Source organism: Sphingomonas sp. CCH5-D11, from assembly GCF_001557395.1.
Taxonomy (GTDB): Bacteria; Pseudomonadota; Alphaproteobacteria; order Sphingomonadales; family Sphingomonadaceae; genus Sphingomonas.
This window is the reverse complement of record NZ_LSKH01000206.1, coordinates 1-14,510: the sequence shown is the minus strand read 5'-3', so window position 1 is coordinate 14,510 and position 14,510 is coordinate 1. Positions and strand designations below refer to the sequence as shown.

At 64.9% G+C, this 14,510-nt stretch carries 11 protein-coding genes; 3 read left to right on the top strand and 8 right to left on the bottom strand.

The window, feature by feature from the left end; translation table 11 throughout:
• Positions 1 to 12: 12 nt before the first annotated feature.
• The 8 genes from AX702_RS12565 to AX702_RS12530 all read right to left on the bottom strand — a co-directional run bounded on the left by AX702_RS12565 (position 13) and on the right by AX702_RS12530 (position 10,511).
• On the bottom strand, positions 13 to 1,845 hold the full coding sequence (locus tag AX702_RS12565; RefSeq protein WP_066780115.1) for a DUF885 domain-containing protein: 1,833 nt from the start codon (positions 1,843 to 1,845) through the stop codon (positions 13 to 15).
• 68 nt (positions 1,846 to 1,913) lie between these two features.
• Positions 1,914 to 2,801 (bottom strand): acyl-CoA thioesterase, encoded by an 888-nt coding sequence (locus AX702_RS12560; protein ID WP_066780035.1) that lies wholly within the window; start codon positions 2,799 to 2,801, stop codon positions 1,914 to 1,916.
• 89 nt (positions 2,802 to 2,890) lie between these two features.
• Positions 2,891 to 4,018 (bottom strand): acyl-CoA dehydrogenase family protein, encoded by a 1,128-nt coding sequence (locus AX702_RS12555; RefSeq protein ID WP_066780033.1) that lies wholly within the window; start codon positions 4,016 to 4,018, stop codon positions 2,891 to 2,893.
• Between the two features lie 103 nt (positions 4,019 to 4,121).
• Positions 4,122 to 5,306, bottom strand: a complete 1,185-nt coding sequence (locus AX702_RS12550) for an acyl-CoA dehydrogenase family protein (protein ID WP_066780031.1) — start codon at positions 5,304 to 5,306, stop codon at positions 4,122 to 4,124.
• Positions 5,303 to 5,707, bottom strand: a complete 405-nt coding sequence (locus AX702_RS12545) for a VOC family protein (RefSeq protein ID WP_066780029.1) — start codon at positions 5,705 to 5,707, stop codon at positions 5,303 to 5,305. The genes AX702_RS12550 and AX702_RS12545 overlap by 4 nt, the downstream gene beginning before the upstream one ends.
• Complete coding sequence (locus AX702_RS12540) at positions 5,704 to 7,026, bottom strand: amidase family protein (RefSeq protein WP_066780113.1); 1,323 nt, start codon at positions 7,024 to 7,026, stop codon at positions 5,704 to 5,706. Before AX702_RS12540 ends, AX702_RS12545 begins: the two co-directional genes overlap by 4 nt.
• Positions 7,027 to 7,158: 132 nt before the next feature.
• Positions 7,159 to 9,189: a 3-hydroxyacyl-CoA dehydrogenase NAD-binding domain-containing protein gene (locus AX702_RS12535; RefSeq protein ID WP_066780027.1), complete on the bottom strand. Its 2,031-nt coding sequence runs from the start codon at positions 9,187 to 9,189 to the stop codon at positions 7,159 to 7,161.
• 98 nt (positions 9,190 to 9,287) lie between these two features.
• A complete protein-coding gene (locus AX702_RS12530; protein WP_066780025.1) occupies positions 9,288 to 10,511 on the bottom strand; it encodes a serine hydrolase domain-containing protein in 1,224 nt (407 codons plus the stop codon).
• A 150-nt stretch (positions 10,512 to 10,661) separates the two neighbouring features.
• On the opposite strand from AX702_RS12530, the gene AX702_RS12525 reads away from it, so the two are divergent.
• The 3 genes from AX702_RS12525 to AX702_RS12515 all read left to right on the top strand — a co-directional run bounded on the left by AX702_RS12525 (position 10,662) and on the right by AX702_RS12515 (position 14,432).
• Positions 10,662 to 12,356 carry a class I adenylate-forming enzyme family protein gene (locus AX702_RS12525; RefSeq protein WP_066780022.1) on the top strand — a complete coding sequence of 565 codons (1,695 nt, stop codon included), beginning with the start codon at positions 10,662 to 10,664 and terminating at the stop codon, positions 12,354 to 12,356.
• Positions 12,357 to 12,386: 30 nt separating this feature from the next.
• The gene (locus AX702_RS12520; protein WP_066780020.1) at positions 12,387 to 13,112 is read left to right on the top strand and encodes a Crp/Fnr family transcriptional regulator; all 726 of its coding nucleotides are present in this window, start codon (positions 12,387 to 12,389) and stop codon (positions 13,110 to 13,112) included.
• 78 nt (positions 13,113 to 13,190) lie between these two features.
• A complete protein-coding gene (locus AX702_RS12515) occupies positions 13,191 to 14,432 on the top strand; it encodes an AI-2E family transporter (protein WP_443026298.1) in 1,242 nt (413 codons plus the stop codon).
• Positions 14,433 to 14,510: the final 78 nt, after the last annotated feature.

Genomic DNA, 14,510 nt, shown 5'->3' with positions numbered 1-14,510 from the left:
TGCTGTATCCGCTCAGCCGCGCTGCGCCGTTACCCAGCGATCCACCACCTTGGCCAGCACGCCCAGCGGCATCCCGCCGGCCTGCACCACCGTGTCGTTGAACCCGCGCACGTCGAACTGGCTACCCAGCCGTGCCTTCGCATCGTCGCGCAGTCGGTTGATCTCGTTGTGCCCGGTCTTGTAGCCAAGCGCCTGACCTGGCCAGATGCAATATCGGTTGATCTCGGACCGGGCGCGGCTTTCGGTATAGCCGGTCGCCGCCATTAGCCAGCGCACCGCCTGATCCACTGTCCAGCGCTTGTGATGAAGCCCGGTGTCCACCACCAGGCGCGCCGCACGGAAATTCATGGACTGCAGATATCCGATCCGGCCTAGCGGATCGTCGTCGTAATAGCCGAGCTCGGCACCGATCTGCTCGGCATACAGGCCCCAGCCTTCGGAATAGGCGTTGAAGCCCAGCAGCGTCCGGATCAGCGGCAGGTCGAACGTATATTCCCCCTGCCAGATGTGGCCCGGTATGCCTTCGTGAAAGGTCAGCGTGGCCAGTTCGAAGCGCGGCCAATTGGCGGTGTCGCGCAGGTTGATGTAATAGATACCGGGCGATGAACCATCGAGAGCGCCCGGCCCTGCATAGCCGTTGGGCGCGCCATTCTCGATTGCCGGCGGCACCCGCTTGATCACCAGATTGCCGCGCACCAGCTTGCCGAACGCCCGTGGTAGTCGCGGGCGCAGCCGCGCCACGACGGTGTTGAGGTAGGCGAGCAGGTCCGCCCTCCCGGCGTCCGTATTGGCAAACAGCAGGTCAGGGCGCTTGCCCAATGCAGCCAGCCGCTCACCCGAGGTCCCTTGCGTCAGGCCCTGCGCGCGCAGCAGCGGGTCGAGCTCGGCGGCATAGGAGCGGCATTGTTCCAGCCCGGATTCGTGGATCTCGTCGGGCGTCCGCTTGGTCGTGGTGCTGGCCTCCACCAGCCATGCATAACGGCGGGCGGCATCCGGCATGCTCCACATGCCGCCATGGTTAGGCGCCTGCGGTCGCAGCGCGGCGATCGCGTCTGCCTGGGCAAGCAACGCAGGGGCTATCCGCTGCTCGACGACTGCTGTCGCCCGTGCCTCCCAATCATCACCAAGCCCGGCCTTTCTGGTCTTTTCGCCGAACGTGCGGATCATGCCTTGGTCGCGCGCGGGCTGCGCGGCGCCGGCGCGAAGCTGCGCGACCGTGATCTCGTTGAACGCGGCCGGAAGCAGCACGCCGGCCGCCGCGTCGGCCCGTACCCGCTCCGTCTCGTCGCCAAGCTGTTTCGCATAGGCATTCAGCCTGGCGATATAGGCTTCGGCATCAGCGCGGTTTGCCACCTGGTGCTTGTTTTCCAGCAGGTCAGGGGTGTCGACAAAGGCGCCATTGCCCTGCGTCACGACATACGGCGTCGACCGGTAATTGTTGTTCGACAGAAAGGCCATGTCGCCCACCGGCATCTGCCGCCATCCCTCCACCCCGATCTGATGGGCGGCAGCAACCGTCTCGACATGGACGGCCACGGCGGGAGACAGCGCCGCGCGATCGATGCGGTTCAGTTGCGTCAGGCGCTCTGCCGCTCCGGCGCGCCGGGCAGCCTCGGCCGCCGCACTGCGATCCGTCAACCGCCCCTTCAGCGCTGCGCGCGATCCCGTATCCAGGCCAAGATACGCCGCACCTTCGGGATAATTCTGCAGCAGCGCTTCGGCATGACGCTGGAGCAGCGCTAGCGCCTGCGCATCGCCGTTCGACCCGGCTGCCGCCGCGGGAAGGGCGGTCGTTGCGGCAAGCGCCGCAGTGCCGGCGAGGAAATCACGGCGAGCGAGGGTCATCAACAATTCCAGGTGAAGGCGAGAGGGGATCGGGAAGCGGGGGTAGAGGAAGGTTGGCGCCCGGTCGATCATTCCTTCGGCGGACGCTGCCGGATCAAACCTTCCTGCGCGACGCTGGCGACCAGCCGACCGTCCTGGGTGAAGATCTTGCCATGGTTCATCCCGCGGGCATGGCCAGCCCAAGGGCTGTGTGTGGCGTAGAGGAGCCACTCGTCGGCGCGAAACGGCTCATGCAGCCAGATCGCGTGATCGAGGCTCGCGCTCTGGAACCCCGGCGTGGTCCAGTTCACGCCATGCGGCAACATGCAGGTGCCGAGCAGCGCCATGTCCGATGCATAGGACAGGATCGCTCGGTGCATCGCGGGATCATCGCCGATCGGTGCCACGACCTTGAACCAGCTGTGCTGGATCGGATCGGTCGGCGTGGGGTTGAACCATTTGCGCGGGTAAACCGGGCGGATCTCGATCGGCCGCGGCCGCGTGACCATACGGCGCTGCCGCTCCGGCAGGTGAACGGCGTCGCGCGCGCGCAGCTCGGCCTCGGTCGGTAGCGACTCCGGAGGGGGCACATCCGGCATCCCGTCCTGATGGTGAAAGCCTTCTTCCGGCACCTGCAGCGAACAGGCCATGTTGAGGATCGGTGCGCCGCGCTGCATCGCGATCACCCGGCGTGTGGCGAAGCTGCGCCCCTCGAAATCGCGCACTACGCGATAGATGATGGGAAAGTTCTCGTCGCCCGGGCGCATGAAATAGGCATGGAGCGAATGCGCGATCTTTGGTTCGTCGGTGGATCGCTGCGCGGCTTGCAGCGCCTGCGCGATCACCTGGCCGCCGAACACCCGTCCGACGCCGCCCTTCGATCGGCGTCCCCGATACAGGTCCGTGTCGATCTCCTCCACGTCGAGAAGGTCGACGAGATCAGCGGCAAGCGCTTGCGGGCTGGGCGTGTCGGTCATCGGTGCTCCCGCGCAGGCGACAGCCGGACGGCGCTCGCGATGCGCTGTTGATCATGGTGCCCCCGCCTGCGCGGGGGCACGTTGAAAGGTCAATAGCCGGCGGCGCGCGCCAGGCGATCGGCGTGGAAGTTCGCATCGCCGAACAGTTCCGCGAGCACCCGCTGCCGCTTCATGTAGAAGCCGATGTCATATTCATCGGTCATGCCGATGCCGCCGTGCATCTGAATGCCTTCCTGCACGCTCAGCATGGTGGCAAGACCGGTCATCGCCTTTGCCACCGACACGGCTTCGTCCGCCTTGTCGTCACCGGCGTCGAGCAGCTGCTGCGCCTTCAGCACGGCGGCGCGTGCCACTTCCATTTCGCTGTAAAGGTGCGACGCGCGGTGCTGCAGCGCCTGGAACGTGCCGATCAGCGTGCCGAACTGCTTGCGCTCCTTCAGGTAGTTCACCGTCATGTCCATGGCGCCGGTGCCCACGCCCAGCATTTCGGCCGCGGCGCCTGCCTGGCCGGCACGCACCAGGCGGGCGAGCGGGGTACGGCCGGCGTCCACCTCTCCGATCACGGCGTCGGCGTCCACCTCTACACCTTCAAACTCGATCCGCGCCGCAAGGCTCGCGTCGGTCAGCCGCTCGGCCGTGGCGGTGAGGCCGGCGGCGCCCTTCGGCACGGCGAAGAGGGTCACGCCCTGGTCGTCATCGGCCGAGCCGGCGGTCCGTGCCGCGACGATCAGCACGTCGGCGATATGGCCATGCTGCACGAACTGCTTGGCACCCGTCAGCTTGAACCCGTTGCCCGAACGCTCCGCCTTCATCGCGACGCTGTTGCGGAACTTGGCGCCTTCGTCGATCGCGAGCGCGGCTACCGTGTCGCCCGCCAGGATGCCGGGGAACCAGCGATCGGCGTGCGGCGTGCCCTTCAGCGCTTCCACCGCAGCCACGCCAGTCTGAAGGAACGGAGACGGCGAAAGGTTGCGGCCGATTTCCTCCAGAACGATGCCGGCTTCGACATGCCCGAGGCCAAGACCGCCCTGGTCTTCGCCGACGAGGATGCCCGTGAAGCCCATCTCGGCGAACTGCTTCCACAGGTTGCGGGAAAAGCCCGTCTGATCCTTGTCGTCGCGCAGCTTGCGCATGTGGCTCACGGGGGCGGCATCGGCCACGAAGTCGCGGGCCGTGTCGCGGAGCATCGTCTGGTCTTCATTGAGGTAGAGAGGCATGGTCTACTCCGTCATCCCCGGCACTCGCCGGGATTGCGCACCACTTGGATGCGCCTGATGCTGGGAGGTTCCGGCCGGAGCCGGAACCGTGCAATCGCGAGGGTCAGGCGCCCGGCAGCTGCAGGATGCGCTTGGAAATGATGTTGAGCTGCACCTCGCTGGTGCCGCCCTCGATCGAGTTCGCCTTGGTGCGCAGCCAGGCGCGCGGCGCGCTGCCGCCGTCCGAGCGTTCGCTTTCCCACTCCAGCGCGTCCGATCCGCCCGACGCCATCATCAGTTCATGGCGTGCCTTGTTTAGCTCGGTGCCGTAATATTTCATCATCGAAGGCTGTGCGGGATGCGCGCGGCCGGCCTTCAGCTCATCGATAAACCGTTCGGATTGCGCCGCAAAAGCCTTGGATCGCACTTCGAACTCGGCGATCTTCGCGCGCAGCAGCGGGTCTGCCAGGCGCCCGTCATGATCAAGTCCGATGGTGGCGATCGCACCGGTAATCAGCGGGTTCTTGCCGCCGCTGCCCAGGCCCATGCCGGAAATCATTTCGCGCTCGTGGCCGAGCAGATACTTCGCCACGTCCCAGCCCTTGTTGAGCTCGCCGACGAGGTTTTCCTTGGGCACCTTTACATTGTCGAAGAAGGTTTCGCAGAACGGCGAATAGCCGCTGATGAGTAGGATCGGCTTCGTCGACACGCCCGGCGTCTGCATGTCGAACAGGACGAAGCTGATACCGTTATGCTTGTTCGTCTTGTCGGTGCGAACGAGGCAGAAGATCCAGTCGGCATAGTTGGCGTAGCTGGTCCAGATTTTCTGGCCGTTGACCAGGAAGTGATCGCCCTTGTCTTCCGCGCTGGTGGCGAGGCTGGCCAGGTCCGACCCGGCGTTCGGTTCGGAATAACCCTGGCACCAGCGGATCTCGCCGCGCGCGATCTTGGGCAGATGCTCCTTTTTCTGCTCCTCGGTGCCGTACTTGAGTAGCGCCGGCCCGAGCATCGAGATGCCGAAGCTGTTCAGCGGATTGCGCGCCCGGATGCGGCCCATTTCCTCGCGCAGGACCTTGGTCTCCGCCGCGGAAAGCCCGCCGCCGCCATATTCCTTGGGCCAATCGGGCACGGTCCAGCCCTTGGCGCCCATGGCGTTCATCCACTGCTTCTGGGCCGGGCTCATCGCGCTCTGGTCGCGTCCGCCCCACACCGTGTCTTTCTCGCTGCGGATCGGCTCGCGCATCTCGGGCGGGCAGTTCGCCTCCAGCCAGGCACGCGTCTCGGCGCGAAATTGTTCAAGATCGCTCATTGGGTTGCTCCTTCGCGGGCCTTGTCCCGCTTGTACTGAATCAATTCTATCGTGTGCCCCTCGGGATCGTCCAGAAACGCGATCCGCATACCGGGCAGGTCTTCCGGGGGACGTACGGCAGTGCCACCCGCAGCGATCGCTCGATCCCAGGCAGCGTCGATGTCGCGGGTCGATAGGCCGAGCGGCCCATGGTGATCACCGCGGGTCAGCGCACGACCATCCGTATGATGGTAGAGAACGAGCGTGAAGGTGTCGTCGGCCAGCCCGATCAGCACTTCCTCCATGCCCGGCAGCGTGATCCGGTTGCGGACCACGAACCCGAAGGCCTGCTCGTAAAAGGTTTTCGCCGCCGGCAGATCGGCCACGATGAACTTGGTGAACAGAACGCGGCTGACCGTCATGCCTGCCCCCAGGTAAGATCATGGGCCGTGCGCGCGCCCGCAATTGCAGTGCGATCCGCGTACAGGTCGGCGATGATTTGCACCCCGATCGGCATGCCGTCCGCATCGGTGCCGATGCGCACACTGGTCGCTGGCAGCATCGGGAATGTCGCGAGCCCGGCAAAGGCGAATTGATGGAAGAATTGCGTATCCTCGCCGTCCACATCCAGCCGCCGCTCCGCCAGCGGGGTGTCGTCATGCGGAAAGGCCGTCATGCCCATGACCGGTGCGATCACCAGGTCATACTGTTCGAACAGTCGTCGCCATTGTCGCTGGATGCGCGCCTGCTCGTCGTGAAGGTGCAGCCAGGCGTCCAGCGTCGGCTCCTGCTGCCCCTCTCGCGCCGGCTGCCGGCGCGTCATGGCGATGTTCAGCATCTGCCAATAGCCGGCATGTTGTCGTGGCAGATCGGGCAGCAGGTCGGATGACCGATCCACCACCGCGCCCGCCTTCTCCAGCACGTTCGCCAGCGTCTCCATCGCGGAAACAATGGCTCGCTGCACCTTCGCCAGCGGGTGATCCGTCAGCATCAGGATGCGCCAGGCTGGGCCATGTTGACGGGCGGGGGCGAGGGGATGGTCGGCGACGACGCCCAGCGCCGTTTCCAGGTCGTCCGCATCGCGCGCCAGCGGGCCGATGACGGAAAGGACGCTTCGCGCGCCGTCCGTTCCGGGGAGGCAATGTCCATCGGTCGGCAGCACGCCCCAGGTCGGCTTGTGCCCATAGACGCCGTTGAAGGCAGCGGGCGCTCGGATCGAACCGCCGATGTCGGAGCCGAATTCCAGCGGGACCATGCCGGCGGCGAGCGCCACGGCAGATCCGCCCGACGACCCGCCCGCACTACGATCTGGGTTGATGGCGTTTCGGGTGCGCCCATAGACCGGATTGTTCGACTGAAGGTCGGATAGCGCCGGCGGCACATTCGTCTTGCCGAGCAGGATCGCGCCCGCCGCCTTCAGGCGCTTCACGGCGACCGCGTCTTCGGCCGCGATAAAGTCGCGATGTTCTTCGAAGCCAAAGGTGGTGGGAAGGCCCGCGACGTTGAAGCTTTCCTTGATCGTCATCGGCACGCCAAGCAGCGGCGCGTCGAAGCCGTTCCGGATCCGCTGGTCTAGCTCGGCGGCCGCGTGGCGCGCCCGATCGAAATCGCGCACGACCACCGCGTTCAGCTGGCCATCGCGCGCCTCGATCCGCGCAATGGCCGCCTCAGCCTCCAGCAAGGCGCTGGTCTCGCCGGCCCGGATTGCCGCTGCGGTTCCAAGGGCGGTTCGCTCAGCCATGATGTGCGACATTTCTCACGGGCTCCACCGACCGCCACCGTAAGCAGACAGGGCGAGCGCCCGGCCACCTCGCAGCACCGCTCCGTCCGGCGAGAGCGCCGGGCGAAACGGACGGCGAGGAGCCGGTCGCGATCACTTGAGCGAACCGCCCGTTTCCGCAGCGCTCTTCAGGCTCTCGGCGACCTTGAAGCCATGCTTCTCCAGTCCCTCGACCACCTTCTTCAGGCCCACCTCGTTCTGCGCCCAGAACATCGGCCCGCCGCGATACACCGGCCAGCCATAGCCCATGATCCACACGACATCGATATCGCTCGCGCGCTGCGCCTTGCCTTCTTCGAGGATCAGCGCACCCTCGTTGACCATCGTGTAGAGCGTGCGCTCGACGATCTCCTGATCGGTGATCTCGCGCTTGGGCAGGTTGGACTTGGCGCGGAATTCCTCGATGATTTCGAGCGCGCGGGGGCTCGGGGTCGCGTTGCGCTTCTCGTCATAGTCGTAATAGCCCGCGCCCTTCTTCTGGCCCCAGCGGCCTTCGGCGGCGAGCGCATCACGGATGCTCTCGATGCGGCTCGGATCGCGGTGCCAGCCGATGTCGACGCCGGCCAGGTCGGCCATCTGGAAGGGACCCATCGGCATGCCGAACTCGACGTGCACCTTGTCGATCTGCGCCGGGGTGGCGCCTTCCATCAGGAGCTTGTTTGCCTCGATCTGCCGCGGCGAGAGCATGCGGTTGCCGATGAAGCCGTGGCAAACCCCAGCGACAACGGCGACCTTCTTTATCTTCTTGGCGAGCGCCATGACGGTGGCGAGCACGTCCTTGGCGGTCTTCTCGCCGCGAACGACTTCAAGCAGGCGCATGACGTTGGCGGGCGAGAAGAAGTGCATGCCCAGCACATCCTCGGGCCGCTTCGTCACCGCGGCGATCTCGTCGACGTTGAGATAGCTGGTGTTGGTGGCGAGGATCGCGCCCGGCTTGGCGATGGCGTCGAGCTTGGTGAACAGCTCCTTCTTGACGTCCATGTTCTCATAGACCGCCTCGATGATGAGGTCGCAGTCGGCGAGATCCTCGAGGTTCAGCGTTGGGGTGACGAGGCCCATCGCCTTCTCCGGCGCGTCGGGCTTGATGCGGCCCTTGGCGGCGGAGGCCTCGTAATTCTTGCGCATCACGCCGGTGCCGCGGTCGAGAGCGTCCTGCTGCATTTCGACGATCGTGACGGGCACACCGGCCGACAGGAAGTTCATCGAAATGCCGCCGCCCATCGTGCCGGCGCCGATCACGCCGACCTTGTTGATCGGGCGCAGCGGAGTCTTGGGATCGACGTCGTCGATCTTGGCGGCCTGGCGCTCGGCGAAGAAGAGGTGCCGCTGTGCGGCCGACTGGGTGCCCTCCATCAGCTTGACGAACTCGGCGCGCTCGAACTTCATGCCTTCGTCGAACGGCAGCTCGCTCGCCGCGACGACGCAGGCGATGTTGGCGGCGGGCGCGTCGAAGCCGCGCATGCGCTTGCCATGCTGCTTCTTGAACGCCTCCACGGCTTCGGGATCGGGCGCGACGGTCTTGTCGCGAACGCGCGGGATCGGCTTCTTGTCGGCAACTTCGCGCGCAAATGCGATCGCGTCCGCCTCCAGCGAGTCTTCGCCGACCACGCGATCGACCAGGCCGACTTCGTTCGCCTTCTTGGCGGGGATCGGATCGCCAATCGCAACCATTTCGATCGCTGCCTTCACCCCGACGATGCGCGGCAGGCGCTGCGTACCACCGGCGCCCGGCAGCAGGCCAAGCTTCACCTCCGGCAGGCCCATCACGGCCGAGGGAACCGCGACGCGATAATGGCAGGCGAGCGCTACTTCACAGCCGCCGCCCAAAGCCGTGCCGTGGATCGCCGCGACAATCGGCTTTTCGCTCGAGTCCATCATGGCGATCACTTCGTGGAGCGACGCGCCCTTCGGCGGCTTGCCGAATTCAGTGATGTCGGCGCCGGCGAAAAAGGTTTTGCCGTCGCAACGGATCACCATCGCCTTGATCGCGGGATCGTTGATGCCCTGGCTCACGCCTTCATGCAGCCCGTCGCGCACGCCAGCGCCGAGCGCGTTCACCGGCGGTGAATCGGAAATGATGACGAGGACATCGTCGTGGCGTTCGAAGCGGACGGGGGAAGTCATTTGGATCTCCAATTAAAATCGTTCGTGTCGAGCGGAGCCGGGACACGGTGTCGTGTGGCGTCCGTCCCTCGACTTCGCTCGGGACGGACGGAGAGGGGTCAGGTCAGCGCCGAGTAGATCATCGTCTTGAGCTCGCGGCGGATGGGGTAGATCATACTGGGCGAAAGCTGCGTCATGAACACCATCGTCAGCCGCTCGACCGGATCAATGAAGAACGCGGTGGAGAACATGCCACCCCAATAATATTCACCGACGCTCCCGGGCATCATCGAGCGGGCGGTGTCGATCGTCACGGCGAAGCCCAGGCCGAAGCCGGTGCCGGCATTCTGCGTTTCGCTGAACAAGGAACGCGACATGGACGACAGGTCCGCCCCGCCGGGCAGATGATTCTGGGTCATCAGATCGATCGTCTTGCGGCCGAGGATGCGCGCACCGTCCAGCGTGCCACCATTGAGGCACATCTGGCAGAAACGCTGGTAATCCAGCGCGGTGGACACCAGGCCGCCGCCGCCGGAAACCAGCGTGAAGGGCTTCAACCACATGCTTTCCTCGGCGCGGTCGAACATGACCCGGCCCTTGCCCGGTACCAGCGTGTAGCAGTCGACGAGGCGATCCAGCTTGTTCGTCGGCACGGTGAATCCCGTGTCGTTCATGCCCAGCGGCTTGAATATACGCTGCTCGAAGAAGTCCGGCAGCGACATGCCCGAAACCCGCTGGACCACGGCGCCCAGAACGTCCGTCGAAACAGAATAATTCCAGCTGGTGCCGGGCGAGAATTCGAGCGGCAACTTACCAAGTTCGGCAACGAAGCCGTCGAGATCGTAGTTGCCGTGCCAGTTCTCCAGCTTCAGTTCGCGATGTGCGGCATCGATGTTCGACCGGTTCTGAAAGCCGTAGGTCAGCCCCGACGTATGTCGCAGCAGGTCCACCATCCGCATCGGCTCTTCCGTCGGGCGCGTCATGAACGGCACGCCGGCGCCGCCGCCTGCATAGACCCCCAGCTTCTTGAATTCGGGCAGAACGTGATGAACGGGCGTATCGAGCGCGACCTTGCAATCCTCCACCAGCATCATGAACGCCACGGAGGTGATCGGCTTCGTCATGGAAGCGATGCGGAACAGGCTGCTTTCGTCGATGGTGGCGCCGCCGCCCTCGCGCGCCGCGCCCTGCGACGAAAGATGCACAAGCTCGCCATCGCGCGACACGAGAAGCTGTGTGTGCGGGAACTCACCCGAATCGAGGTACCGTTCTTTCAGGAAGGTATCGATCGCAGCAAGGCGCCGGCTGTCGAACCCATGCTTCTCGGGTGATGCGATGTTCATTGCCCCTCCATACCCCGGCTTCTAATCGGCCTCTTCCTATCGCTTGAGCGGCTGGTGAATCAATCCTAACGTGCGCGTCTGGAGAACCGAATTTTAACGCTGGGAGAAACCGACGTGGCAACGCAACCTCTGGCCGCAGCTTGGCCGGCCATGTCCGTGAAGGAAGCGGAAGCCGTGCTGACCGCGCCCGGCGCCAGGTTCGAGATGGAAACGGTGGTGATCCGCGGCGTGCCGACGCGCGTGTGGAAGAATGCGCCCCCGCACATGGCCGCGCTGGTGGCGCTTTCGCGCACCCACGGGGAGCAACTGGCCACCATCTATGAGGATGAGCGGGTCAGCTACGACGCACAATTCCGTGCCATTGCGGCGCTCGCGGCGGATCTCGCTGCCGGTGGTGTCGGGAAGGGTGATCGGGTGGCGATCGCAATGCGCAACCTGCCCGAGTGGATCGTCGGCTTCTTCGCCGCCACGGTGCTTGGCGCGATCGCGGTTCCGCTCAACGCCTGGTGGACGGGGGAGGAGCTTGCCTATGGCTTGTCGGACTCCGGCGCGAAGGTGCTGATCGCCGATGATGAGCGGTGGGAAAGGATTGCGCCGCTGCGTCCGCAACTGGCCGGCCTCACGCGTATCCTGGTGAGTCGCGCCACCGCGCCGCTGCAAGGGGCGGAGCGCCTTGAGGACGTGATCGGCACGCCCCACGATTGGTCGCGGCTTCCCGCCCGTGAGTTGCCGCCGGTCGCGCTCGATCCGGACGATGAGGCGTCGATCCTATATACCAGCGGCACCACGGGGCAGCCCAAGGGAGCGCTCGGCACGCACCGCAATTTCATGACGAACATCCTTTCGACCGGCTATGCCATGGCTCGGTCGATCCTGCGCCGCGGCGATCCCTTGCCGGAACCCAGCCGGAAAGTGGCGCTGACGGTGATCCCGCTGTTCCACGCCACCGCTCTCTCGTCCGGCTTGATGGGCGCGATGGCCGCCGGTCACACGGTGATCTACATGCGCAAGTTCGATGCCGTCCGGGCGATGGAAATCATCGAGCGGGAAAAGGTGAATTCTACTGGCGGCGTGCCGACCATCGCCTGGCAGCTGCTGGAGCATCCCGAACGCCATCGGTACGATCTCTCCAGCCTGGAGACGATCGGTTATGGCGGTGCGCCATCGGCGCCCGAACTGGTGCGCAAGATCGCCGCCGAGTTGAAATCCGCGCCCGGCAACGGCTGGGGCATGACCGAGACAACCGCCACCGTGACCACCCATTCCGGAGAAGATTACCTGCGTCGTCCGGAAAGCTGCGGGCCGGCTGTCGCGGTCGCCGATCTGAAGGTCACCGGTTCGGATGGCGAGGCGCTAACGCCTGGTGAGATCGGCGAATTGTGGGCGCGTGGGCCTATGATCGTAAAGGGCTATTGGAACAAGCCCGAGGCGACCGCCGCCACCTTTGTCGACGGTTGGGTGCGCACGGGTGACCTCGCCCGGCTCGATGAGGAAGGCTTCTGCTTCATCGTCGATCGCGCGAAGGACATGGTGATCCGGGGCGGCGAGAACATCTATTCCAGCGAGGTGGAAAACGTTCTCTACGACCATCCCGCCGTCACCGATTGCGCGTTGATCGGCATCCCGCATCGCATCCTTGGGGAGGAACCTGCCGCCGTCGTTCACCTCGCGCCCGGCACCACAGCGACCGAGGCTGAGCTTCAGGCCTGGGTTCGGGATCGGCTTGCCGCGTTCAAGGTGCCCGTGGCGATCCGCTTCTGTCAGGAAATGCTGCCGCGCAACGCCAACGGGAAAATACTCAAGCGTGAGTTAAAGAGCTACTTCGAGGATCGCGCCGCTGCCTGAAGCGTTACATCGGCGAAACGAGGGGCGTCGATGCATACAAAGGATTTTCTCCGAGGCAGACGGCGCAGCGAACTGTCTGCCGAGGAACTGGCTGTTCTTGAATCAGCGGTCGAAACGATTGAGGTGGTGCCGCCGCGCAAGTCGCTGGCGAACCGCGGTGATCGCCTTCGGCGAAGTACGCTGATCGTCGAAGGTTACGCCTGTCGCTACATGGATGCACGCGACGGCTATCGACAGATGCTGTCCTATCACGTCCCCGGCGACTTCGTGGACCTTCACAGTTATCCGACCCGCTATATCGACCACAATGTTGCAACCATTACGTCGGCCAAGGTGGCTTATGTTCGCCACGACCGGCTCGACCTCATCATGAAGGAGCGGCCGCATCTGGCATCGCTTCTGTGGTTCAGCACCTTGCTCGACGCCGCGCTTCATCGCGAATGGGTCTTTCGTATCGGACGGCTGAACGCGGCCGGGCGGGTCGCGCACTTCGTTTGCGAGACCTATTGCCGGATGCACGCCATCGGGTTGGCGGCGGATGGCAGATGTGAGCTGCCCTTGACCCAGCAGGATCTGGGCGACGTCGTCGGGCTGACCAGCGTTCACGTCAATCGCGTTCTCCGGCGGCTCCGGGAGGACGGCCTGGCGATCTTCAACCGTGGCAAGCTGCAGATACTCGATATTGACCGACTCGCCCGGTTGGGGGAGTTCAAGGCCGACTACCTCTATCTTGAAGGCGGACCCTGGCGGGAATGATCAACAGCACGCTTTCCGTACCCCGCTACGACCAGACTGTTTACGGGATCGCCGCCTCGCCCCGGGATCGCGCGCACGGTGGTTGAAACCTCACCGGGCCCGTCGCTTTCGCTCCTTGATGATGCTGCCGACCCTTCAGCGCCAGGGGCGTCGTCGCCTGAGCCACGCGTCGCGCTGCGACGGGATCGTCTGCTCGCCGCCCTGACGCTCACCGCCGGCATGGGGCTGCTTATCGGCTTGCCGTTCGCGCTGAAGGCGGGCGCCGAGTTCTTCATGCCGACGGCGGTCGCGATCGTGGTCAGCATCGCGCTGATCCCATTGCTCGAGTGGCTGGAGGCGCGCCGCCTTCCGCCAGCGCTTGCCGCGCTGCTGTGCGTGATCCTCTTCCTGCTTGCGGCCAATGTGGCGCTGGCCGCCATCGTCGTGCCGGCGATCGACTTCTTTCGTCTGCTGCCGCGACGGATCGACCGGATCCAGGACAATCTTGAGCCGCTGCTCGATCTTTACTCGAACCTGGAGCGATATGCGAACCGCACCTTGCGGCGGCTTGCCGCCGCGCCGGTGCGGCAATCGCCGACCGCAGCGGTAGCGCCGCCCAGTTCGATCCTGGAGCTTGCGGCGACGTCCGCGCCGGCAGTGATCATCCAGGTGCTCTATGCCGTCCTCGTCACCTTCTTCTTCCTGACTGGCTGGACGCGGACCAGAACGAACATGATCACCAATCGCGAAAGCTTCGGCGGCGCGATGGCGACGGCGCGGGTAATTCAGGATGTGGTGGACGATGTGTCCAGCTATCTCGGCACGATCACCGCGATCAACATTGTGCTCGGGCTCGTCACGGCTGGGGCGCTTCACTTGCTCGGCATGCCCTTTCCGCTGATGTGGGGCGGGATCGTCGCGCTGTTCAACTACATCCCGTATTTCGGGCCCGTGATCGCGGCGCTGCTGGTCGCACTCGGCGGGCTGATGACCTTCAACGATGTCGCAACGGCGCTCGCGGCACCGGCGATCATGTATGGGCTTCATCTGATCGAGGCGAACGTCGTGACGCCGCTGATCGTGGGCCATCGACTGACGATTAGCCCGGTGCTGATTCTCATCTCGCTCAGCTTCTGGGGCTGGGTTTGGGGCACGATCGGCGCGCTGCTCGCGGTGCCGCTGCTGATCATCATCCAGACGATCATCAACGGCGCTGGCAAGCCGGATATCGCCGGCTTCCTCTTCGAACATGGTACCCTGGTGCGCCAGCCGACGAAGAGATCGCGAGGATTCGACAAAAGCGATGATGAGGTCGTTGACAGCCCCGCGCCGGTGGCATAGTGGCGCGCCTCCACGCTGATCCAAGCGGGTGTAGCTCAGTTGGTTAGAGCGCCGGCCTGTCACGCCGGAGGTCGCGGG

Excerpts from the sequence above, each read along its gene's own strand:
- AX702_RS12565 (WP_066780115.1), bottom strand. The coding sequence starts at position 1,845 with ATGACCCTCGCTCGCCGTGATTTCCTCGCCGGCACTGCGGCGCTTGCC.
- AX702_RS12560 (WP_066780035.1), bottom strand. The coding sequence starts at position 2,801 with ATGACCGACACGCCCAGCCCGCAAGCGCTTGCCGCTGATCTCGTCGAC.
- AX702_RS12555 (WP_066780033.1), bottom strand. The coding sequence starts at position 4,018 with ATGCCTCTCTACCTCAATGAAGACCAGACGATGCTCCGCGACACGGCC.
- AX702_RS12550 (WP_066780031.1), bottom strand. The coding sequence starts at position 5,306 with ATGAGCGATCTTGAACAATTTCGCGCCGAGACGCGTGCCTGGCTGGAG.
- AX702_RS12545 (WP_066780029.1), bottom strand. The coding sequence starts at position 5,707 with ATGACGGTCAGCCGCGTTCTGTTCACCAAGTTCATCGTGGCCGATCTG.
- AX702_RS12540 (WP_066780113.1), bottom strand. The coding sequence starts at position 7,026 with ATGGCTGAGCGAACCGCCCTTGGAACCGCAGCGGCAATCCGGGCCGGC.
- AX702_RS12535 (WP_066780027.1), bottom strand. The coding sequence starts at position 9,189 with ATGACTTCCCCCGTCCGCTTCGAACGCCACGACGATGTCCTCGTCATC.
- AX702_RS12530 (WP_066780025.1), bottom strand. The coding sequence starts at position 10,511 with ATGAACATCGCATCACCCGAGAAGCATGGGTTCGACAGCCGGCGCCTT.
- AX702_RS12525 (WP_066780022.1), top strand. The coding sequence starts at position 10,662 with ATGTCCGTGAAGGAAGCGGAAGCCGTGCTGACCGCGCCCGGCGCCAGG.
- AX702_RS12520 (WP_066780020.1), top strand. The coding sequence starts at position 12,387 with ATGCATACAAAGGATTTTCTCCGAGGCAGACGGCGCAGCGAACTGTCT.